We start from the raw sequence: 23,778 nt of genomic DNA, 5'->3' as shown, positions 1-23,778 counted from the left end.
CCGGCTGTGCCGCCCTCGCGCCAGGCGCGCCGCCACCGCTCCACCGACCTATGGGTGACCCGCAACGTCCGGGCTACCGCCGCGTTCGTGACCCCCTGCTCGAACATCTCGGCTGCTTGCAGCCGTACCTCCTCGCGGCGCCGCTGCTCCTGGGGGGTGAAGCCGCCGCCTTGCGCATACCGCACACCCTGGTCATACAGAGCAGATCAGCCCTCGTCAGCTCACCGACAAGACCCATTTAAGTTCCGTAGCGGCTTTCTGCTAGTTCTCTGTGGGTTCGGCGCCTCCGTACACCATGGCGCCCCTGGCGTCGTCCAGGCGGGCCGACAGCTCTCGCCATTCGGCCCGTCCGGCGTCCCGTACCCGGATCACGGCACGACGGGAGCCGTACGCTCCGCCGTGCTGAGCCTGCGCAGTCTTGGCGAGAACGCCCGCGCGTCCCAGGTCATCAGCCTGAGCCGCGATGCTGAGAGCCCGACGCAGGACGGGGAAGTCCGTGCCGTCCCCGAATGCCGTGCGGAACATCTCTGCGTTGTGCTGAGACACGCAGAACGCCACTGTCGCCCCCGTAACCGTCTCCGAACGCGGTACACCGCGCATGAGTTGAGCCCCCGGCGTCGCGTCGATCTCATCCGCCGGAACGTCGACGCGATAGCCGTTCCGCGCGGCGGCATCGCGAACCGCCCACCTCTGCAGAGTCGTACGAGTGATCGGCATCTCTCCGCCGTCTCGACGGACGTAGACCCATGCCTGAGTCTCCCGAGTAGGACCGCTGTCCGGGGCAGGGGCGCAGGACGCGAGTACGTCACGCAGGCGCTGAGCGAAGAGAAGAACGGCGTCCTGGGTGACGTCGTCCGATACATCGTCGGTTCCGTACGGCGCGTGCCCGCCCTTGACGATGGTTGCGCTTCCGTCCATGCGCTTACGCGAACGCGTTGCATCGACAGTACGGCAGTAGCCGCGCGCGAGCCTTTGAATCTCTGCCCAGTCGTCCGCCGTTACGCGCGCCATGTCCTCAGGGGCGAGGCTGACACCGGGGACGTTTGCGGGAACGCATTTCCCGGGAACTCCGTTTGGCATGATCGCTCTCCGATTGGCTTGCGACACACAATCGCGTGTGTCACCGTTTTCTTGGTCAATCCAATTGAACCGCGAAACGGAGATCGAATCAACGAGGTTGAGGCCATTCTTGCCATGTTTTACCAGGTCAAAGATGGTGCATACCGGGAGGGTAAATGTGAAGAGAATGAGTCTGATTGTCACACGTGAATGGCGACGACATTCTGTAAGTGGGCTCTCGGTGGGGGGTTATTGATTTGATTTCGAGTAGTCATGTGGATCCTGGAAACTCCCCGCGAGAACATCTGTGAGTGTCTTGGCAGCTCTCGAGTCGGGGTGATGTCCGGCCCTGGCGCCAGCGGCTCTACCAGCGGAAATGCATCGGTGGAGGCGCCCATTTGAAAAAGGATGGCCAGCCGGAAGGGTAACGGGAGCGGTGATGGGAAGGCTGCTGGCCGCCGAGGGCATGGTGATCCTGTCGACGCCACTGCCTGCTTGCGTGATGATCGGAGACATGAGGATTCTGGTGCTCGGCGGGACGCGCTTCGTAGGCAGGGTGCTTGTGGAAGAGGCACTTGCCCAAGGGCACCAGGTGACGACATTCAATCGCGGCCAGACGGGGCACGACGTACCCGGAGTTGAGGCCGTTCGCGGGGACAGGGAGAACAGATCCGACCTGCTGTCCTTGGTTCAAGGAGGGGAGTGGGACTGGGTGGTCGACACCAGCGGCTATGTTCCTCAGGTTGTAGGAAACGCCGCGCGTCTCCTATCCGACAGGGCGAGCGCGTACGTTTTCCTCTCCACCATCTCCGTGTATCCAGGCTGGCCTGCTGAGCCGGTCAACGAGGACAGCAACGTCTACGATTGTCCACCGGATGCCCTTGGTACCGCCGAAGATGAGGCGAACTGGTCCGCCGCACAGTACGGCGCCTACAAGGCCGGCTGCGAGCGCGCCGTACAGGAGGCGTTCGAAGGAGCTGTCACCGTACTGCGCCCCGGAGTGATCCTGGGACCACAGGAGAACGTCGGCCGGCTCACCTGGTGGCTGCGACGAATAGCTCAAGGCGGCCGGGTCCTGGCCCCGGGCCGGCCGGCCAAGCCAATCCAGCCCATCGACATCCGGGACCTGACGGCCTTCACGTTGAGCTGCCTTGCACAGGGCACCACAGGGACCTTCAATGTCACCGCCCCGAAGGGCCGCGCGACCTTCGGGGAGATGCTCGACGCCTGCAGGACGGTCACGAGCTCGGCGGCCGAACTGACCTGGGTGGACGACGCCTTTCTCGTTGAGCACGACGTGAGGCAGTGGACTGAGATACCCCTGTGGCGGACTCCCCTGGGGACATGGCAGGTGGACTCGACGGCAGGATTGGCGGCTGGCCTGGTATGCCGGCCGACCGCGGCGACTGTTCGTGACACGCACCTCTGGCTCACCGAGGCCGGCGGCCCTCTCGCCTACGGTCGACAAGCTCACCATGGGCTGTCCCTGAAGCGGGAACGCGATCTCCTCAAGGCATGGGATCGCCGTCGGTAGTCACTGCGTTGATCAGCACTCGGTGGCCCCACACCGAGAGTATTGCCTTGACCCGACGGTTTACCGTCGTCGCCGCGCCTCCTGGTGACTCTTGCTGATGAGACAGGCAGGCGCCGGAGAAGTGCGCGGCTTGCGTACGCTTTGCGCTCACCATGTCAAGGGGACGGCTTGCGATGTGATGTAAATCGCACGTCTACGCTTCGTGGCTCTCCTCCTCGTTTGGAACGTGCCTGGTGGGACCTTATGGACGGGAATGATGGCTGTCGTCTAGATAACGGCAGGTGATCATCCAGATGCGAAGTAGGTCTTGACCTGCGGTTGTCAGGCACGCATGATCCGGTTTGGTCATTTTATTTCGGCTTTATAGAGGTGAGCGGCCGTGCCGTGCCGCGCGCTTCGCTTTGCGTGCGGAGGGGTTCGGCGTGCCGATTTCGCGTGCCCGGAAACTGCTGCCCAGCACGATTCGCGGTCGTTTTTCACGGGCGTGGGTCGGGGTGGTTGTCGCCCTCGGCGTGTTCGTCGCCGGGGTCGGCGTGCCGGATGGACTGGTGCAGCCGGCTGCTGCTGACGCGCCGTCGCCGAGCTCTGAGCAGAGTATTGACGGGCAGCCGGTTCGGGTGAAGTCGGTGGCCAAGGGTGCAGAGGATCTGCAGAAGCCGGTGAAGCGTCCAGCGCCGGTGTGGCCGAAGGCTGGGACCGGCCAGGTCGATCTGTCTAAGGGCGCGGCTGCGGTTGCGGGTCTGCCGGTTTCGGTGACTCCGGTAGAGGCGCCGGATGCCTCCACGATGGCCACGGCGACCCCGGCACCCAAGCCGACGCGCACACCGAAGGTAGCGCCCGCGCCCACCCCTAGGCCGACGGTGACTCGCATGCCGGCTCACCGGCCGATGCCTACCCGCAGGGTGACGCCTCGCTCTAAGAAGACTGCGACACCAACCTCCGCTTCCAAGGCCAGGAGACCGCCACGGAAGTCACCGTCATCGGTTCAGGTGGAGACGTTCGACAACGCGGTGGCGCGCCGTCTGGGAGGAGTCGGGCTCGCGGTGCGGCTGACGCGCGGCGACGGCGGTACGGATGCGGCTCCTGCCCGGGTGGCTTTGGATTACTCCTCGTTCCGGAATGCCTATTCGGGCGGTTTCGCGTCACGTCTCACCCTCAAGCGGGTGCCGGCGTGCATGCTTGAGAGCCGGCCGTCGCAGGAGTGCGTGGAGCGGGCCAAGGCGACGACGCGGACGCTGCCGGTCGTCAATGACGTGGTGCACGGCAGGGTGACCGCGGTGCTGGACGCGGATCCGGCACCTGCGGCCGGTTCCGGTGTTGCGGCTGCGGGGGCGGCGGGCGATGCGTCGGTGTATGTGCTGGCTGCCTCGGCTGCGTCGACGGCATCGGATGCGACGGGGTCGTTCGCGGCGACGGATCTGAAGCCGTCCGGGACGTGGCAGGTCGGGCTTTCCGGCGGGGATTTCTCCTACAGCTACCCGCTTCCGGCCGTGCCGGCGCCGGGAGGCTCGGCACCCGGGCTTGCCCTGCAGTATTCGTCGTCATCGGTGGACTCGCTGACGTCCTATACCAACAACCAGGCCTCGGTAGCGGGGTTGGGCTGGGAGTTGAACGCGGGTTTCATCGAGCGGCAGTTCATGCCGTGTGGCGCGTATGAGGACCGGTTGGAAGGCCATCTGTGCTGGGAGTCGCCGGATGGCACGGCCTCGGGTTCGGCCCTGACGCTGTCGGTGGGTGGTCGCTCTTCGCAGATTATGCGGGATTCGGATTCGGGCACCTACAAGACGGCCGATGATTTCGGCTGGAAGATCCAGTACGTGACCTCCGGTGGCCAAAGTGGCCAGCCGTACTGGAAGGTGACCGATCAGGATGGCACGGTCTACCGCTTCGGGTACCACCGGGATTCCTCCTGGCAGGTGCCTGTTCTCGGTGATGACAGCGGAGAGCCGTGTCATTCGGCATTCGTCGCCACCGGGTCGTCGTATCCGACGACGTCGGCGTTCTGCGATGCTCCCTGGCGATGGCAGCTGGACCAAGAGGTCGACGTCAAGGGCAACGTGATCGATTACTCCTACGAGCGGGAGACCAACACCTATTGCCGCGCGGGCGGAACGGTGTGCCATTGGGTGCCGGAGTACACGCTGGATTATGACCGGGGCGGGTACCTGTCGGAGGTCACCTACGGTCACAACGTGAACGTGACCGGGTCGGTGCCCACGGGAAGGATCACCTTCGGGGTCGAGGACCGTGGCACGCCTCCGGATGGGATTACCGACTGGGAGGACGACACTCCGACCGACCTGCTGTGTCAGCTGGCGCAGGACTGCGGAAGCAACGGAACCGCGACGTTCTTCACCAGCAAGCGACTGGATACGGTGACGACATCGTCGTGGAACGCGACTACGTGGGAGGACGTATCGCGGCTCGAGTTGAGTTACTCGTGGATCGACTCGGACTGCTACGGGAGCTGGGGCGATGTCTGTATCGGCAAGCCGGTGCTGTGGCTGGACAAGATCCGCCCCGTGGGCATGGCGGGTTCCGGGTCCGACATCAAGGCGCCTTCGGTGGACTTCACCGCGACGTTGTTGGACAACCGGGTCGACTACCAGGAGTTCAATACCGACAAGCCGCGCTTTCAGTTGCCGCGTATCTCCGCGGTGACCACCGGCCTGGGCGGTGTCACGGAGATCACGTATGGCCAGGTCGCTCCCTGCGACCCGGACATGAGGCAGTGGACGGATATCTGGGACACGAACATTTTCGACTGCTACGGGATGGAGGTGTATTACTACACGCTCGGTGAGGATTCTCCCATTTATGAGAATGGGGGGGTCTACAACAAATGGCTGGTCACGCAGACCGTGGAACGGGACCTCGTGGCGGGGTCGCCGGACCAGGTGACGCAATATGAGTATCAGGGCGAACCGGCATGGGCCTTGCCGCTGCAGCCGTTTTACATCCCGCACGAGTGCGTCGGCGATTCCTACATGCTCGACGACCTCGGCTTCCCGACGTGTGACGAGAACTGGCCGGGCAACTGGTCGGAGTTCCGGGGCTACGACAGTGTGCAGGTGACCAAGGGGTCGGGTACGAACCCGGCCGACTACAGCACCACCACCTCCACCTTCTACCGCGGCATGGCGGATGACATCCTGGCTGACGGAACGCCGAAACAATCCACGGTCACGGACTTCGACGGCAATGCCTACTACGACGGTCGGGATCTCATGGGGCAGACGCTGCAGGAGCAGACCTTCAGCGTGACCGCCCTCACCAGCTCGGTGACGACCTGCTCCTACCCGGCGTGGAAGTCGAGTGGGGACTACGGCGAAGGCGATCGGGTGTCGTACCAGAAACACCACTGGGAGGCCTTGGACGACACCCTCGGGCTCCCACCCGACTGGGGTTATCCCTACTGGGAGGATTTAGGGCCATGCCCGACCACCCCGCCCGGGCCGAAGACGCTGGTGGAAGACACCTCCACACGGTATGAGTACGACCCCGTGGTGACAGGCAGCGCCGGATGGTATGGGTCGATCCAGGTCAACCAGATACGTGAGGTCACCCGCGAGAAGGCCACCTCCGGGTGGCGCTACAGCGAGACCGCCACCGAGTACAACGCCGACGGTCTGCCGAAGAAGGTCAACGACTACGGGGAACGGGGTGTCGGCTCCGACAACACCTGCACCGCCATCACCTACGCCCGTAACACCAGCAAATGGCTGATCGATTACGAGGCCTCGGAAGAAAGACATGCCGGGGACGACTGCTCCTCCGGGACGCTGCTAGCGCGGTCGATCACCCTGTACGACGGGGCGACCAGCCCGAGTGCGAACACGCCGACCCGCGGTGATGCCACCGAGATCCGGGCCTACAGCAGCGATTCGGACTACACGGCAACCATGTCGACCTTCGACAACTACGGGCGGCCCCTGTCGTCGACGGACCTACTACACAAGACGACCACCATAACCTACGCCCCTGCCGTGGGATGGCCCTCTGGCGGGGTGACGGTCACCAACCCCCTTGGCCAGTCGGTGACGACGTGGTCGTCGCCCTATAACGGTCAGCCGGTCGGTATGCGCGACGCCAACAACCACGACGTCAACATCGACTACGACGCGCTCGGCCGCACCCTGCAGCTGTGGACGCCGGAGGCACCCAAGTCCGGGAACACGCCGGCGGCGAAGGTCGCCTACGCGATCCCCGCCGACTCCGACGGTGTGGTGACCGGGCCGGCCAAGACCACGGTCTCGCGTCTGCAGTCGGGCAGCGGCACATCAGCCAAGTGGGTGTCCACCCACACCTACGTCGACGGACTGGGACGGCCGCGCGAGGTACAGACCGCCTCACCCGCCGGGGGCCGGGTCGTCCAGGTCACCACCTACGACGCGCGAGGGCTGACCGCCGCGACCTCCGCTCCTGCTCACAACACGGCCCAGCCGGGGTCCGGCTTGCTCAACCCCGACTTGGAGTCCCTGCCGCAATGGTCCACGGCGGTCTACGACAGCCTCGGCCGCATCACCGCCCAGATCGACAAGTCGGAATCTGACGAGCTTCGCCACACCACGACGAAGTATCTGGGCGCGGATAAGTATGAGGTGACGCCGCCCGTTGGGGGCAAGACCGTCTACTACACCGATGCCGCCGACCAGGTCACCAAGATCGAGGAATGGCTCACCGGAACCGGCACCGCCCAGCAAACTGCCATTGCTGGCCCGACGCCGTCCTCTTCATCGATCACATCCCCCGCTGCTGCCGGCAAGACGGAAACAGCCAAGTCCTCGACTGCTGTCACCGCCCCCGCTTCTGCCGCGAATGCGCCGGCCGCGAAGGAGTCGCCTGCGCAGGCGCAGACGCAGGTGCAGGACGCGCGCATCGAGGCGTCGGTTGAGGCGAAGCGGTCGGGTAAGCCGGTTGAGGTGGCGGGGTTGGCCTCGGCGACGAGTTCGACTGTGGCCAATCCGGATGGCAAGACGTTCACCACGACGGTCAGCACCCGTCCGGCGAGGGTTAAGCGGGACGGGGCGTGGGTGCCGATCGACACCAGCTTGGTGGAGAAGGACGGCGCCTTGGTGCCTAAGGCCGGGCCTGCAGTGACGGTGTCTGCCGGTGGGGATGGGCCGTTCGCCACTGTGGCCGATGAGGCCGGTAACTCGATTGCGCTGAGCTGGCCGTCCCCGCTGCCCCGCCCGACGGTCGAGCGGAACAAGGCGCGTTACGCCGATGCGGCCGGGCCGGGTGCGGACCTGGTGGTGACCGTGCTGCCCGGTGGTGTCCGTCACGACATCGAGTTGCGGGAACGTCCCACGACCCAGCTCAACTACCGCATCGGAGTGAAGACCAGCGGGTGGAAGCTGCAGCAGGACGGTCAGGGCCGGCTCACTGTGACCGATAGTGCGGGCAAGCTGGTCGCCCCGGTGGCCCAACCCGTCATGTATCCCAAGCCCACCCGGGGCGAGAAGGTGAAGAACACCCAGGCCGACACCGACGCGAACGCGAAGGCGGACGCCAGGCCTGAGGCCAAGGATCGGCACCGGCGCACGGGCCGCATTACCACCCGCCTCACCGCGCAAGGCGACCACCAGGTCCTGGAGCTGACCCCGGACGCGTCCTTCCTGGCCGACCCAACACTCACCTACCCGGTGACCGTCGACCCGACGTTGGACTTCGACACCCAGGACGACACCTACGTCGCCGACTACGACAGCGACATCCACGCAGACGACGACAAGATCTGGACGGGGTCGTATTACGGCGAACTGGACCGCGGCTATGTCTACTTCGACACCTCCTTCCTGTGGGGCGAGAACATCACGCAGGCGGAGCTGTCACTGCGCAACCGCTACAGCACCTCCTGCGGTTCCACCGGTGCCGGTATCCAGGTACGACGGGTGACCGCCGATTGGGATCCCTACAGCATCAGCTGGTCGAGTCAGCCTGACACGACCACCGAAGATGCCGTCATCAGCAAGGACGGCTACGACCTGGACTCCTGCCCGGCGCAGGAGGCGGGGCAGGTCAACTGGAATGTGACCGCCATGGCCCAAGACTGGGCCGCCGGTAAGCCCGGGTACGGCGTGTCGCTGCGCAGCGCCAACGAAAGCGCCTCTGAGAACTGGCGCAGCTTCGACTCCTCGGAGGCGTGGGAGTGGTGGGAGGACGCAGCCGGGCCGATCCTGACGGTCACCTATACCGCCTCCTCCTCCCCTACGGTCGGCAACCTGTCTATCACCCCGGTGACGGGGAGCGCGGTGTCGTCGCTGACGCCGACCCTGCACGCCACCGTCTCCGACATCGCCAGCGGCAGTCTGCGGGCCGACTACCAGGTCGAGCACGATCCTGCCTACACGGCTGAGGGCACCGGACAGATCTGGGTCGGCAGCTCCGCCGGCGTCACCTCCGGCAACGACGCCCCCGCGGTGGTCCCGGCTGGGAAGCTGAGCGACGGGTGGCACATCCGCTGGCGGGCCCGCGCCACCAACACCGGCACCTCCACCTCCTCGTCCTGGTCAGCCTGGCAAACCACGACCGTGAACGTACCGGACCCGCTGGTGGACCAGTTGCAGGTCACCCCGTCGCAGGTGCTGTCGGCGGAGACGGTCACCTCCACCCTCACTCCCGCGTTGGCCGCCCGCGTCACCACACCCGACGCCGGGGCATCGCGGGTGGAGTTCGAGCTGGAGCACGACCCGGCCGACAGCGCCCACGGCACCGGCAGCATTTGGACCATCGGGAGCGCACAGGCGGGGACGGCCAAGTCGGCGGCGGCTGTCACCGCTCCCGCTTCCGCCCCTGCGGCTGGCGCGGCCTCCGCCTCGAATGCGCCTGCTGCGGATGCGCCGGCGGCGCAGGTGCAGGACGTGCACGGTCGTGCGTCGGTTGAGGCGAAGCGGTCGGGTAAGCCGGTCGAGATGGCGGGGTTGACCTCGGCGACGAGTTCGACTGTGGCGAACCCGGACGGGAAGACGTTCACCACGACGGTCAGCACCCGCCCAACACGAATCAAGCGGGACGGGGCGTGGGTGCCGATCGACACCAGTTTGGTGGAGAAGGACGGTGCCTTCGTGCCCAAGGCCGGGCCTGCGGTGACGGTGTCTGCCGGTGGGGATGGGCCGTTCGCCACTATGGGCGATGAGGCCGGTAACTCGATTGCGCTGAGCTGGCCGACCCCGCTGCCCAGGCCGACGGTCGAGCGCAACCGGGCCCGTTACACCGACGCGGCCGGTCCGGGTGCGGACCTGGTCGTGACGGTGCTGCCGGGCGGTGTCCGTCACGACATCGAGTTGCGTGAGCGTCCCACGACTCAGCTCAACTACCGCGTCAATGTGAAGACCACCGGGTGGAAGCTGCAGCAGGACGTTCAGGGCCGGCTCACGCTGACTGACAGCGCGGGCAAGCTGGTCGCCCCGGTGGCCCAGCCGGTCATGTACCCCAAGCTCAACCGGTCCATGAAGGCGAAAGACGCCAGGGCTGGCGGGGACGCCACGTCAGGTGCAGGTACCACGGCGAAGGCGAACAAGGGGCACGGCGCCCGCCGCGGGCGCATCGCCACTCGCCTGAACCATGAAGGTGATCACCAGGTGCTGGAACTCGCGCCGGATGCGGCGTTCCTGGCCGACCCCGCGACCTCGTTTCCGGTGGTCGTGGACCCGACGGTGAACCTGGACACCCAGGGCGACACCTACGTCGGCGATTGGGATCCCTACTCCTCGTGGTGGAATGAGGACCTGATCGATGTGGGCTCCGGGGAGATTGGCCCCGGGGAGATCGGTATCTCTCGGGGATACCTGCAGTTCGACACCTCCGCGCTGGCGGGTAAGTCGGTGACGCAGGCGCAGCTGTCGCTGTTCAACTATGCCGCCCCCCAATGCGGGTCGTTCGGCTCGGGAATCCAGGCGAGGAGGGTCAACTCCGCCTGGGACGCCTACGACATCACCTGGAACAGCCAGCCCAGCACCACCAGCGAGGACGCCGTGACCCGCCGCGACGCCTACAGCATGGACTGGTGCCCAGACGGCAACGGCGGCACGATCACCTACGACATCACCGCGATGGCGCAGGACTGGGCCGCCGGCAAGCCACAGTACGGTGTGCAGCTACGCGCCGTCGACGAAAGCGGAGTCAACGACTGGCGGGACTACCACTCCATGGAGGCCACCTTCGATGGGGCGCAGCCGCCGGCGCTGACCGCCACCTACTCGCTGCCGTCGTCGTCCCCCACGTTCGGCAACCTGTCGATCGCCCCGGTGACTGGGGGTGCGGTGTCGTCGTTGACGCCGACCTTGCACGCCACCGTCTCCGACACCACCAGCGGCAGTCTGCGGGCCGACTACGAGATCGAGCACGACCCCGCCTACACGGCAGAAGGCACCGGCCAGATCTGGACCGGCAGCTCCACCGGCGTCACCTCCGGCAACGACGCCCCCGCCGTCGTCCCGGCCGGGAAGCTCAGTAACGGGTGGCACGTCCGCTGGCGGGCCCGCGCCACCAACACCGGCACCTCCACCTCCTCGGCCTGGTCGTCCTGGCAGACCGCCACCATCACTACCGTGCTGGACCCGGTGGTCGACAACGTCGCCTCCGGCACCCAGGCCACCCTCACCGTCCCCGCCGGAAAGCTCGCCGACGGGTGGAAGGTCCGCTGGCGCGCCCGCGCGGTCGCCGCCGGATCCAACACCTCCGCATGGTCGGACTGGCAGGCGCTGACGGTGAAGGTCCCAGCCGCCACCGTCTCCCAGCTGCAGATCACCCCCGCGCAGACTGTCGACGGGAAGACCGCGGTGTCGTCGCTGACGCCGCAGCTGCTGGCCACCGTCACCGACGCCTACGGGCAACCGTTACGGGCCGAGTTCGAGGTCGAACACGACCCCGCCGACACCGCCCACGGCACCGGCGGCATCTGGACCGGCGCCGCCGACAACGTCGCCTCCGGCACCCAGGCGTCGGTCACCGTCCCCGGCGGAGCCCTGTCCAACGGGTGGGGAATTCGCTGGCGTGCCCGCGCGGTCAACACCGCCACCCAGGTCGCCTCCGCCTGGTCGGACTGGCAGACCGCCACCGTCAACGCCGCAAACGTGCCCTCCGAGCCCGGGGTGACCGCGCTGCAGATCACCCCCTCCCAGGTCGTCGACGACACCACCGTGGCCTCGTCGCTGACCCCGCAGCTACGTGCTCAGGTCACCAACCCCGCCGGCGGCACCCTGCGGGCGGAGTTCGAGCTCGAACACGACCCCGCCGCCCCCCAGGGCCAGGGCACAGGGCAGATCTGGACCACCGCTGCCGATAACGTGCCTGCCGGTACCGAGGCGGCGGTCACCGTTCCGAGCGACACGCTGAGTGAGGGCTGGCTGGTGCGCTGGCGCGCCCGCGCCATCGCCGGCGAGACCGCGTCATCCTGGTCGGACTGGCAGACCGTCCGCGTCGATCAGCCCGACCCGGTGCTGGGCACCCTGCAGGTCACCCCGTCCGAAGTGGTGGACGGCAAGACAACCAGCGCGTCGCTGACCCCGCAACTGCTCGCCCAGGTCACCGACCCCGCCGGCGGCCCCTTGCGGGCAGAGTTCGAGCTCGAACACGACCCCGCCGCCCCCGAAGGCCAAGGCACCGGCGGCATCTGGACGACCGCGGTCGACGACGTCGCCTCCGGCGCCCAGGCGACGGTGACCGTTCCCGACGGCAAGCTGTCCGACGGCTGGCTGGTGCGCTGGCGCGCCCGCGCCGTCACCGCTGGTGGGACCTCCGCCTGGTCGGACTGGCAGCAGCTCACCGTGACCGAAGGCTCGCTCATCCCGGTCGTCGACAACCCCCGCACCCGGCCCGCCAGCAACGGCACGACGACCACGCTGACTCCCGCACTGCTGGCCACCGTGCGCTCGGACCAAGGCGGGCAGCTCGGCGCCGAGTTCGAAGTCGAACACGACCCCGCCGACACCGGCCAGATCTGGACGACCACGGTCAACGGGGTGACCTCCGGCAACGACGCCACCATCACCATCCCGGCTGGCACTCTCAGCAACGGCTGGAAGATCCGCTGGCACGCCCGCGCCGTCAAAAACGGCATCACCTCGGACTGGACGGCCTGGCAATCAGTCACCGTAAACGTCCCGAACCACTACGACACCACCTTCGAGTACGACCGCGACGGACAGCTGATCAAGCAGACCGACGCCAACGGCAACATCCGCACCTTCACCTACGACCTGCTCGGCCGCCGCACCGCATCCCACGACCCCGACGCTGGCGACTCCCACCAGGCATACGACGACGCTGGCCGCCTGCTGTGGTCGACCAACGGCAAGGGCCAGAAGCTGTCCTACTCCTACGACGACATCGGTCGGCAGACCGCCCTGTGGGCAGGGGAGCGTGACAGCGGGACCAAGCTGGCCGAGTGGGTCTACGACACGGTCACCACCAATGGGAAGGGGAAACTGACCTCTGCGACCCGGTACGCCGGCGGAAACGCCTACGTGGACACAATCACCGGCTACGACACGATGGGCCGGCCCAAAGGTTCCACGCTGACCATCCCCTCCTCTGAAGGCATGCTGGCCGGCACCTACACCTTCGCCACCACCTACGCCATCAGCGGTCGGGTGGCCACCTACACCATGCCCGCCGCAGGCGGCCTCCCCGCCGAGACCGTCACCTCCACCTACACCGACCTGGACCTTCCCTCTCAGATGACCTCGGATCTGGGCGGAGGGTTCACCTACGTCGGCTCCACCACCTACTCCAACATCGGGCAGCTGGCCGATCGCGCCTACGGGGTAGGTGGGAAGATCAAGTGGCACCTGGACTATGACCTCAAGACCCGGTGGGTCAAGAGCGTCACCACCACGACCAAGGCCGACACCAGCAACCCCATGACCGTGCAGGACGACCGGTACGAATACGACCCCTCCGGCGAGATCAAAAAGATCCTCGACGCCGCCACGGCCAGCGGCGGCAGCCCCGGCCAGTACGAATGCTTCACCTACGACGGCCTGCACCGCCTGTCTCAAGCCTGGACCACCACAGCCACCGCCTGCGGCACCAGCACGGCCACCGCCGACAACCAGGGCATCGACCCCTACGCCCAGTCCTACGCCTACGACGGCGTGGGCAACCTCACCAGCGTGACCTCCAACGGCCAGGCCGCCATCTACGACTACCCCCAGCCCGAGATGGACGCGGTCCGTCCCAACGCGGTCACTTCCATCAGCCGTCCTACAGGCACCGACACCTACGCCTACGACAACGCCGGGCAGCTCACCTCCCGCACCGTCAGCGGCAAGGCCGGCACCTTCGCCTGGAACGAGCTCGGGCAACTGGACAAGGCCACCATCGCCGGCCAGGACACCACGATGGTGTACGACGCCGACGGTCAACGCCTCATCCGCCGCGATCCTGACGGCAAGGCCACCCTCTACCTCGGCTCCATGGAAATCGAGGTCAACGGCGGCGCCATCACCGGCAAGCGCTACTACACCGCCCCCGACGGCGCCACGGTGGCCATGCGCACCGGCGGCGACGGCGTCACCTGGATGATGTCCGGCCTGCACGGCTCCACCCAACTCGCTGTCGACGACACCACCGGCAAGGTCTCCCGCGAACGCTACCTGCCATTCGGGCAGCGGCGCGGAGCAGACGACCTGCCCTTCACCGACCACGGCTTCCTGGGCAAGACCGAAGACGACAACACCGGCCTGGACTACCTGTCCGCCCGCTACTACGACCCCACCATCGCCAAATTCATCACCACCGACCCCCTCCTCGACCTCCGCACACCGCAATGGGCCAACCCCTACGGGTACGCGGGGAACAACCCAGTCGGCCTGTCGGACCCCACCGGGCTGAGTGTTGCCCCCCGTGGGGCAGCATTCGACAGCTGCACGACAGCGGCTGAGTGCAAGGACTTCGAAAAATGCAAGAAGCAGCACACGGCTGCTAAATGCACCAAGTCGCTGAGTGAGAAAGTAAGGGCAACCGCCACAAAAGCCGCCGCAGAGAAGGCGGCCGCTGAGAGCAAGGAGAATGACAGGAAGGCGGCTGAAAAGCGCAACAAGTCTATGTATCCTTCCTGCAACAGCGGGGGTGGCTATCCGGTCAGCTGTAGTGGCCCTAGCCAACAGCAATGCACCAGCACCCTTCAATGTGCCACCGTCTACGGCATGGCAGGAGCACTCCTGCTCACACCTGTGGCATTAGCGGTGGGGCCCGAAGCGGTGGCGGCCGGGGGTGCTGTCATAGGAGCCGGGGGCAAAGCAATCGGCGCCGGGGCTAAAGCAGTCGGCAAGGGAAAGGTTGTCGCCGGCCCCAAACTCGGCGTTTTGCGCATAACTGCAAAGAGTCCATCTGCCTCTGAGGTCCGCGGTGCTGAATACATGGCGGCGCAAGGCAAAAACGTGCTCTTAAGGGATCCAGTTGGAACCCGGGCTGGCGGCGAGACGAGCGATTTACTGGTCGACGGGGTACGCTGGGACGTCTACACGCCGATAACTAGCAATGTAAACCGGATCGCCAGCACCGCAGCATCGAAGGGGAGTCAAGTCCAAGGTGGAGGCGTGATCATCGATTTGTCAAAGACAAGCGTTACCCCAGAACAACTTGCTAATATACAGGTAAGGATAGCTCGCACGGGCGCCCGCGTTAGTCAGGTTGTGGTGATTCCCTGATGGCAAAAATTCGCTGCAGATGCATGTATGTTATCACTACAAGTGGGGAAATTCCCAATCCCCTTGAATGGAAGATCATATCAGACTCAAGGTTTGACGACTTTGAGGGATTAGTGGATGCCGAAGAAATCTATAGAGCATGCACCTCCATGTTTCGATGTCCGGTATGTGGCCGCCTCTGGGTGTACTGGAATGGCTTCGATAGGGATCCAGAGTGTTATGCGCCTGAAATTATTGGAGATTTAGAAGAAGGTCAATAGCAAATTCTTCTTGTGTGATGTCATTGGTAAATGAGGGGTCGCGGTGGGGCCGACTCGATCCCGACGGCCAGGGCTGGATGAAGATGTGCCCATCGGGAATCAGGGTGCCGGGGTGCTCGCGCCGCCCGGCAGCGAGGGCGTCACCCGACCGACGCTTCAACCTCCTTATCGCCGACAAAGCCTGCCAATTTTCTCCGATAGCTAGCAGGATCTGAGAAGCGAACTCGGTTAAGCTGATGGAAGCGCTCGGGTGGCCGTCTCCATGGCGAAGTCCTCGACCCTCTCGGCCAAGGCGCTCGCCTCGCGAGACGGGACGGACGCGAGAGAGGCACGAATATGCTCCATGCGCTTTACCAGGCCCTCAACACGTCTGCCCGGCTCAAGGGCGAAGACGGGAGACAGAACCTGGGCGGCACCGTCGATGGCGCCGCTCAGGAGACGGGCGGCGGCCAGATCGACGCAGGCGCTCGCTTCGGCGGCATACCAACGCTGCTCGGCAGGCGCCGCTCGGTAGAGGCTGAGCGCTCGTTCGCACTCTGTCTCGGCTTCTTGTGCCATGCCCGCACTCAAATAGGCGGATCCGGCGCAGAAGGCTTCGCGGGCCTCGTCGAATCCGAACTCGCCGCCCACGCCTTCGTGCAGCTCTCCCTGCGGTCCCCGAGCGTCCCGGGCGGCAAGGATCGCGTTGCGAGTGCCATCGCTGTCGCCGAGAAGGGCGGACGCTCGGGCGGCGATGCTGAGCAGCCGAACACGAGTCGTACCGGCGGGAGCGATGGCCAGCCCCCGCTCGACCAACCGGAGCGCCTGGGCCGGGCGACCGGCCCAGAATTCCACGCATGCGAGCAGCCCATCGGCCCATGCCGACAGTTCGTTGTGGCCGATCACCTCCCCGTAGACGCGGGCTGCCCTCGCCTGCTCTGCCGCGGCGTACGGGTAGCCGAGGTCGAAGCTCGCGCTGCCCAGCAGCCCGCAGAGCTGCCCGGCCGCAAGGTGCAGCTCGTGCTGCTGCCTCGGATTCCGCGTGCGCTCCAGCAGTCGGTACGTACGGTTGCGCACCCGGGTCAGCTCTCCGAAGAGCGGAAGCGGCGGCGCATGCACGTATGCACGGGCCAGGCGGATGATGTCGTCGCTGAGCTGTTCCAGTGCGTTGGGTCCGACGGCTGTGGCCTCGATCTCTGCGGCGTGGTCGCTGGATTCGCTGGCGGCACTCATGATCAGTTCTCGTTCCGTCGCGGGGACCGACGTCTTCACACCCGGTGTGTAGTCGGTGGCGAAGCCGAGTTCCACCGGGCTCGTCCGAAAGAGCCGGCACAGCAGGTCGAGGTAGTCCGCGCCCGGCCGGTGCCCGCTCTCCCAGTCAAGCCAGGATCGCTTGGTCAGGCCACGCGCGCCAAGCCCCTGGTCTTCGCACAACCGGTGCAGGGCTTGGACGGCCTTCTCCGCGCTATTCCACCCATGCGCGAGCCGGAAGCACTTGAGCGGGTGATGTCCGCAGCACTGACCGATTTCAGCGGCGATTGCGTGCAGTACCGCGACCGATGGAGGATCGGTCGCCTGAAGAAGCCGGAGCATGCGGATGCGCTGGGCGCACTCGACGTCGTGTCCATGCCTGGCCATCTCGGGGCCCTCCCAAGCAAGGGTCGGCTTCAACGGTACGTCACCGCTCATGAGCGCGCAGCTACTCGTACGGGGTCCACCGGCCCAGGCTGGCATCGCGCAGGGTGTCGATCCTTCTGCTGATCTCACGTGCGATGGACGGTCGGCTCGACAGGGCTGGCAGCGCCCCGGTCAGCATCGTCAGCTCCCTGGCCTGCCGGAGCAGTGTGAAGGACTCCGCGGCCATGACGTCGAATCCGTACGAGCCCAGGAACTCCGCAACAAAGGGATGGCCGAAACGCAGGTCGTTGACCACCGTGGGCACCAGGTCCCACTCCAGCGGCCCATGACACATCTGGTCGAGATCGCACAGCACGACCTCCTCGCCGCGCCAGAGCAGGTTGCCCGCCCATGCGTCGCCGTGGATGAGTCCGTACGGCAGCCGGTAAGGGGTGGACGGCAACTCCCTGTCCAGACGGTCGCACCACCGCTGGAGAAACTCGCGGTCGCGGTCAGCGAGGATGCCGACGGCCAGCTGCAGATTGGCCCGCGCATCCGACACCGGGTCCCACGGCGGAAGTGGGAAGGGCGGCAGCTCCTTGTGCAGCCGGCGCAGCAGCGGCGCGAGCCGTACGACGGACGGCGCCTTACGAGGTTGCGGAAGGTACTGCCAGAAGGTGGCGACGGCACCATCCATGACGACGGCCTCGGGGACGTCCCCATGGACACGCACCGACGGAAACCCGATGTCTTCGAGCCAGTGCGCCATGCGGATCGCCCGCCGGGCCTTGGCCGCAGTGTCGACGGACGCGATGCGGACGACGGCGTTGGCCCGAGGGAGGTAGTAGACGGCATTCGCGCAGATACGAATCAGGCTGGCCCCGCGAGAGTCGACTCCGGCAGCGCGGCAGAGCGCGGACAGGATGCCGTCCCCCGAGAGCACGGCCGTCATCGCACCAGCTCTCTTCTCGACCCGAGAGCACGGAACTCCTCGATGCGCTCGACCAAAGCGCGCGCGTACGAACACCCGCGGAAGCGCGGCTCGGCGCTCACCCAGCGGCGTACTCCCTGCAGGCGCTGGGCGAGGCCGTCGATGCGCTGATGCTCGGGCAGGGCCAGGACGTTGGTCACGACGGCCGTCGCGGCCTCCAAATCCCCCTTCAGGAGGTGCCCCACCGTGAGGTCCGCGTAGGCGATCGCCTCGTTCCCGTACGCTCGAAGGTGGGCTGGCCCTGTTCGGTACAGGGAGACGGCCTGGTCCGCGTAGGCGATGGCTGCGTCGGCGTGGCGCAGGTGCACGAAGGCCCCCGCGGCGAGATAGGAGTGTTTGGCCAGGTCGAAGCGGAACTCGCCGCCGACGCCGTCGTGGATCTCGTCGTAGTCGCCCTTGTGATCCCACGCGCCGCCGATCGCGCGGACGGTCTCCGCCCCCACGCCCATTGCCGCGGATGCCAGTGCCTCGATACTGGCGAGGCGTGCGAAGGCCGTACAGCTGGGGGCGTAACGCTGACCATCCTGAGCGAGGCGCACGGCTGTGTCAGAGGAGCCGCTCCAGTACGCGATCATCGCCTGCAGCCCGCGCACCCACGCCCGCAGCGCATGGTGATCGATGACCGCGGCATAGGTCCATGCGGCCTTCGCCTGAGCCATCGCCGCCGCTCGGTCCCCGAGGTCGAGACTCGCGTTCGCGAGCAGCCCGCACACCTGCCCGGCCAGCAGCATGAGTTGGGCGGCCTGCCCAGGACGGACACGCGCATTGAGGAGCCGGAAGACCTCACTGCGCAGGTGAAGCATCCGGTGGAAGAGTGGTAGCGGATCGGCGTAGACGTACTCGCTGGCGAGCCGACGGATCTCGTCCTCAAGGTGTTCCAGGGTGATCGCGCTGAAATCGCTGAGTTGAGCCTCACTGGCGTGCGTGAGCGACTCGCGAGCCACCTCCGTGACGAGGGCGCGCTGATTCAGCGGTGGTCGCGTCGGCTCGTCCGATGGGCCGTACGAGCGCGCGAACCCGAGCTGTACCGGTCCGGTGAGGAACAGTCGGCAGAGCAGGTCCTGATAGTCGGCGCTCGGCAGATGCTCGCCCTCCCACTCGATCCAGGAACGGACCGTGAGACCTCGAGCACCGAGCCCTTCACGCGCGCACATCTCGTGGAAGGACTCGACGGCCTTCTCGATGGTCCAGCCCCTGGCCAGTCGGTGTGCTTTCAGGGCTGAGTGGCCGCAGCAGGAACGTATGTCCTGCGCGATCGCATTGGGGGACCTGTCCGAGTCCCCCGTCCGGATCCTCCTGGCGCATTCCAGGTCGTGACCAGGCATATGCCGACGGTAGATCAGAAAGCCCGACCGGAGCGGCTCCTCACGGGTGTGGATCCACCGCACCTCCAGTGTGGATTCGCCGCCCTTCGGCGCGGTCACCTCTCGCTACCGACAGTGAGGTGGGTGGCGACACCTTTGGAGCACCGCACATTCAGCAGAGGGAGGCGGATTCGGTGACTCTAGTCCGGGAACGGCCGGCCATCATTGCCGCCTGGCCGCTGCGGGAGGACGCGCGGGCCGCGGCTCAAGCGCGTCAGCTGATCAGAGGTGCGCTCACCGCATTGGGCCTCCAGGCGGATCTGGTGGACGACGCCGTTCTCATGGTGAGCGAGCTCGTCGGCAACGCCGTGCTGTACGGAGACGCTCCCTTCGAGCTGGTGGTGCGGTCCGAGCAGGACGAGCTCCTCGTCGAAGTGCTCGACAGCGGCACCATCAACCCCGTCATGCGCGTGGCCGGCCCCGAGGAGGAGCACGGCCGCGGGCTCGCCATCGTCCGCGAGGTGTCGAAAGCCCGCTGCGGCTGCCGACACGGCGTCCCCTTCCCGACGAGGGAGGACGCGTACGGCAAGTCCGTCTGGTTCGCCATTCCCATGCGCTGTCAGGTCCCCGTCCCACGCCTCTCGGGAGATCCGCTATGACGATCGATCCGGAGGAAGCCGTTTCCTGGCTGGAGAAGCTGGGCGCTGAACTGGAGAGCCGCGGCTTCTCCGCTCGATTGCGCGCCGCTGTGGGCCGGACGCCCTGCCTGCATGTGATCAACCTTGCCGCACCTGTGATGAGCGAAACCGTGATGGTCGCCATCGACGGTGATGGCGAGTGGTGCTTCTACTTTCCCTGGCCCGAGCGGATCGCCCCTATACGCGATCTCGCCGCCGCAGCCGATCGCGTCGAGCGTGTGCTCGCCGAGGTCGGCCGATAGACCGGCGCGGCGGCGTGGAGTCCGAGCCCCCACGAGGTTCCACGCCGCCCGCCTTCCACCCTGTCAGCTGTACGAATTCTCGAACTGGCGGTTCGGCGATGAAGAGAAGTCTCCGGGCGGCGGTCATCGGCCTCGGTTCGGCGGGAAGCGCCCACGCAAGGATTCTGCGTTCGCTGGAACACGTCACCCTGGCCGCCGTAGCGGACAAAGAGCCGACACGACTCGGGGAGTTTGACGGCGTGCGCGCCGTACGTGACATCAGCGAGTTGCTGCACTTGGAGTTGGATTACTGCGTTGTCGCCACTCCAACCGCTGATCATGAGCGGATCGGACTCGCCCTCGCGACGGCCAGAATCCACGCCCTCATCGAAAGGCCCCTCGCCCCCTCGGTGCCGGCCGTCATGCGGCTGGCCCGGGCGTTCGAAGGTGCGGGCCTGGTCGGCGCCGTGGTCCACATCGAACGGTACGACCCAACGGTGAAGGAGTTGGGTCTGCGCCTGCGCCGCGGGGACTTCGGCACTGTTCATCAGGTAGCCGTCCGCAGGCACGAGGGCTGCCCAGAACGCGCCGACGTCTTGACGAGCGTGGGGGCCGCCGTCATCGACCTGGCCATGTGGCTCACCGGCCGCCACGTCACATCTGTCGCGGCCAACGTGAACCATGACGGCGCTCCTCAGTACGAGGACCTCGCCGCGATCCTGCTGCGGCTCAGCGGCGGCGAGATCGTGAACATCGAGGTCAGCCGGACTTCTCCGCATCGGGAGCGAGTTGTCGTCGCGAGAACCGCCGACGGCTGCGTGTTGGCCGACGCACTGACACGCCGCCTCACCCACTACGCCGAAGACAAGACGATCAGCTACGAGATACCGATCGGCGAGCCGCTCCGAAGCCAGCATGAAGCATTCCGGGACGCGCTGCTGGGCCTGCCGAGCGACATCGCGACGTTGCGCCAGGGCGCCGCCGTTGTCGCGGCGACTGAGGCGGTCTTCGCTTCGGCTCGCACGGGCGCCTGTGTCACACCCGCTGATCACCTTCTCACCCACGCGTGAACGCAGATCTGCCGATCCGTTCGACGCCTTAAGAGAGGACGAGTTACGTGAGCAGGAAGACCCTGCCGCTGCTACCGGCAGACCAAATGATCAATGAGGACGTGGCTACGCTCACGTCGGGAATCCGCACCCTGGCCGAAGAGGTCGGCTACAAGTACGCGGCCATCGAACGAACCCACGGATTCCGATTCCTGTTCGACCCGATGCGCCTGCTGACCCAGGACGCGCAGCTACTCGCGTACCTGGACGGCAAGAACGTCTTTCCGGCGAGTGTCGAGGTCGATCCGAGCAACGTGTGCAACCACGACTGCTCGTTCTGCATCTACCACTCGATGCACTCGGCAGAGCGTGGCGAGCGTCTCGAAACCGCGGTCCTGTTCCGTGTGATCGACGAGTTGGCCGAGCTGGGCTGCCAATCGATCCTCTTCGTCGGTGGCGGAGAGCCGATGACACATCCCGCCACTGTGGACGCGATCGAGCGGGCCGCTGGACACGGGATGTCGGTCGGCCTGGTCACGAACGGCTCCCGAGTCTTCCCCGAGCATGCCGCTCGACTCAAGCAGGCCGCCACCTACGTCCGGTTCAGCCTCGACGCCGCCGACCCTCGGCTGCACGCCCGGCTGCACCGCAACGACGATCACCACAGGATCATCGCCAACCTGCGCGCGCTGGCAAAGGCCGACGGCCCCTGCACGGTCGGCACGGGGTTCTTCATCAACGAGGTCAACGTCGGCGACATCGTGGCCTGCGGGCGGCTGGTGAAGGACTGCGGTGCCGACTACATCCAGTACAAGTCGTACTCCGGGATCGCCATTGCCCCCGAGCTACACGAGCGGATGCTTCGGGAGCTGGCCGAAGCCATCGAGTTGGACGACGAGACCTTCGACGTGCACATCGTGGACCGGATTTTCGACAACGCGGTGCACCAGGTTCGTGGCTACAGCCGCTGCCACTGGCAGGCGTTCAAGCCGGTGATCGGAGCGGACGGCTCGGTGTACCTGTGCGCCCAGAAGCGAACCACCGACGGAATCATCGGCAACGTCAACACCGCCTCGCTGTCGGAGATCTGGCACGGCGAGCAGCGCCGTCAGATCCTGGCCGAGCTCGACCTGAAAAGGTGCCCGTTCTGCGTCCACGATCGGCAGAACAAGCTGATCGAGTTCCTCGGCTCCTTCACCGCCCCACACAGGGCCTTCTTCTAGTCACGGAGGTCCTGATGAAGGGATTCGAGCTCATCACGGCAACGGCCAGACCTGCCGACTACTGGTCAGGGGTCAAAGCCCTCTACGCGGCGGCCGAGACGGAGGCCGTCGACCCTCACGTCTTCGACGGCGGAATCGCCATCCGGCCGGCACCTTGGTCACTGGAGCTGTACCCGACCATGGCCTGCAACGTGGCCTGCGTTCACTGCTACGCCCAGACCCGCAATGAGCAGTACGGCTTCGCCGGCATGAGCACCGAGATGATGGACCGTCTGCATGCCTCGATCGCGGGGATGGGTGTGCGGGGCGTCCAGTACTGCGGCGGCGGAGAGCCCACCCTGTGGCGTGGTGGAAGGATCGCCGACTACATAGCGGGGCTGCCGGAGCAGGCCCGCGCCGGCATGGCTTCGAACCTGATCAAAGGTCACGTCCTTGCCCGCGCCGACGTGCTGGCCAAGATGACGTTCATCGAGGCCGCCGTGTTTGGCTACGACGACGCCACCTATACGGAGGTCGCAGGTGGCCGCGGCGGACACACCGCGATGACCCGCGCCGTACGAGCGATCCTGGACGCCCGGGACAGGGCCGGCCTCAGCACTCCCGTCGTCAACGCCAAGGTGCTCATCAACAACCGCAACTACACCTGGCTGCCCCGCATCTACGACTGGGCAATTTCGACGGGCTTCGACAACGTCCATCTCCGCCTGGTCGACGACTACGAGGGCATCGGCGGGTTCACCCTCGACGACGCCCAACGCGCGGAGTTCCGCGAGCTGCTGAGCACGTTCGCGAAGGGACAGGGGATCACCGCCTGGCTCGACCAGCTCGATCTCATCATGGGCGACAAGGGGGCGGCCGGGGACCATCGCTGGTGCTGGACGGTGGCGATCGGGCTGAACTGCTGGGTCCTGGCGAACGGCGAGGTGTACGCCTGCGGACCCCAGTGGGGACGGCCGGATTACCTCATCGGCACCCTTCAGGAAGACGACCTGGAGGACATCTGGGGAGGTGAACGGCACCGTCAGGTAGCTCAGCGGCTCATCGACTCCATGGCCGCGAGCCGCTGCTTCGCCAACGGCTGCCGACACATCAAGCAGACGATGGCCATCGACGCTTGGCGCGCTGGCGCCCTACCCAGGCCGCCGGCCGACGAGTTCGCATCTCGCCACGCGTGGTTTCTATGACAT

The 23,778-nt window shown here is 66.2% G+C and carries 12 protein-coding genes; 7 read left to right on the top strand and 5 right to left on the bottom strand.

What is annotated here, in order from left to right:
* Both FLX08_RS36300 and FLX08_RS36295 read right to left on the bottom strand, forming a co-directional pair.
* Positions 1–185, bottom strand: a 185-nt coding sequence (locus tag FLX08_RS36300) for a helix-turn-helix domain-containing protein (RefSeq protein ID WP_142624793.1), incomplete at its 3' end; no start/stop codon positions are given.
* Between the two features lie 76 nt (positions 186–261).
* Complete coding sequence (locus FLX08_RS36295) at positions 262–1,263, bottom strand: hypothetical protein (protein ID WP_208761892.1); 1,002 nt, start codon at positions 1,261–1,263, stop codon at positions 262–264.
* Between the two features lie 235 nt (positions 1,264–1,498).
* On the opposite strand from FLX08_RS36295, the gene FLX08_RS36290 reads away from it, so the two are divergent.
* Together FLX08_RS36290 and FLX08_RS36285 are read left to right on the top strand one after the other, a co-directional pair.
* Positions 1,499–2,593: an NAD-dependent epimerase/dehydratase family protein gene (locus FLX08_RS36290; RefSeq protein ID WP_244313143.1), complete on the top strand. Its 1,095-nt coding sequence runs from the start codon at positions 1,499–1,501 to the stop codon at positions 2,591–2,593.
* A 989-nt stretch (positions 2,594–3,582) separates the two neighbouring features.
* Positions 3,583–15,249 (top strand): DNRLRE domain-containing protein, encoded by an 11,667-nt coding sequence (locus FLX08_RS36285; RefSeq protein ID WP_142624792.1) that lies wholly within the window; start codon positions 3,583–3,585, stop codon positions 15,247–15,249.
* A 488-nt stretch (positions 15,250–15,737) separates the two neighbouring features.
* On the opposite strand, the gene FLX08_RS36280 is transcribed toward FLX08_RS36285, so the two are convergent.
* The 3 genes from FLX08_RS36280 to FLX08_RS36270 are packed head-to-tail and all read right to left on the bottom strand — an operon-like array spanning position 15,738 to position 19,520.
* Positions 15,738–17,177, bottom strand: coding sequence for an NsdA family TPR-like regulatory protein (locus FLX08_RS36280; RefSeq protein WP_142624791.1), 1,440 nt, complete (start codon positions 17,175–17,177; stop codon positions 15,738–15,740).
* 10 nt (positions 17,178–17,187) lie between these two features.
* Positions 17,188–18,057 carry a phosphotransferase gene (locus FLX08_RS36275; RefSeq protein ID WP_142624790.1) on the bottom strand — a complete coding sequence of 290 codons (870 nt, stop codon included), beginning with the start codon at positions 18,055–18,057 and terminating at the stop codon, positions 17,188–17,190.
* Positions 18,054–19,520: an NsdA family TPR-like regulatory protein gene (locus FLX08_RS36270; RefSeq protein WP_167530715.1), complete on the bottom strand. Its 1,467-nt coding sequence runs from the start codon at positions 19,518–19,520 to the stop codon at positions 18,054–18,056. The genes FLX08_RS36275 and FLX08_RS36270 overlap by 4 nt, the downstream gene beginning before the upstream one ends.
* Positions 19,521–19,594: 74 nt before the next feature.
* On the opposite strand from FLX08_RS36270, the gene FLX08_RS41005 reads away from it, so the two are divergent.
* The 5 genes from FLX08_RS41005 to FLX08_RS36245 all read left to right on the top strand — a co-directional run bounded on the left by FLX08_RS41005 (position 19,595) and on the right by FLX08_RS36245 (position 23,775).
* The gene (locus FLX08_RS41005) at positions 19,595–20,059 is read left to right on the top strand and encodes an ATP-binding protein (protein WP_167530714.1); all 465 of its coding nucleotides are present in this window, start codon (positions 19,595–19,597) and stop codon (positions 20,057–20,059) included.
* On the top strand, positions 20,056–20,340 hold the full coding sequence (locus FLX08_RS36260; protein ID WP_142624787.1) for a hypothetical protein: 285 nt from the start codon (positions 20,056–20,058) through the stop codon (positions 20,338–20,340). Before FLX08_RS41005 ends, FLX08_RS36260 begins: the two co-directional genes overlap by 4 nt.
* 98 nt (positions 20,341–20,438) lie before the next feature.
* Entirely contained in the window at positions 20,439–21,389 is a 951-nt protein-coding gene (locus FLX08_RS36255; RefSeq protein ID WP_142624786.1) for a Gfo/Idh/MocA family protein, read from the top strand.
* A gap of 101 nt (positions 21,390–21,490) precedes the next feature.
* Positions 21,491–22,591, top strand: coding sequence for a radical SAM/SPASM domain-containing protein (locus tag FLX08_RS36250; RefSeq protein WP_167530713.1), 1,101 nt, complete (start codon positions 21,491–21,493; stop codon positions 22,589–22,591).
* 14 nt (positions 22,592–22,605) lie between these two features.
* Positions 22,606–23,775 (top strand): SPASM domain-containing protein, encoded by a 1,170-nt coding sequence (locus tag FLX08_RS36245; protein WP_142624784.1) that lies wholly within the window; start codon positions 22,606–22,608, stop codon positions 23,773–23,775.
* Positions 23,776–23,778: the final 3 nt, after the last annotated feature.

Origin of the sequence: Microbispora hainanensis, from assembly GCF_006874475.1 — a bacterium.
Classification (GTDB): domain Bacteria; phylum Actinomycetota; class Actinomycetes; order Streptosporangiales; family Streptosporangiaceae; genus Microbispora; species Microbispora hainanensis.
Note: the sequence above shows the minus strand (reverse complement) of the source record. Positions and strands in the feature narration are given on the sequence as shown.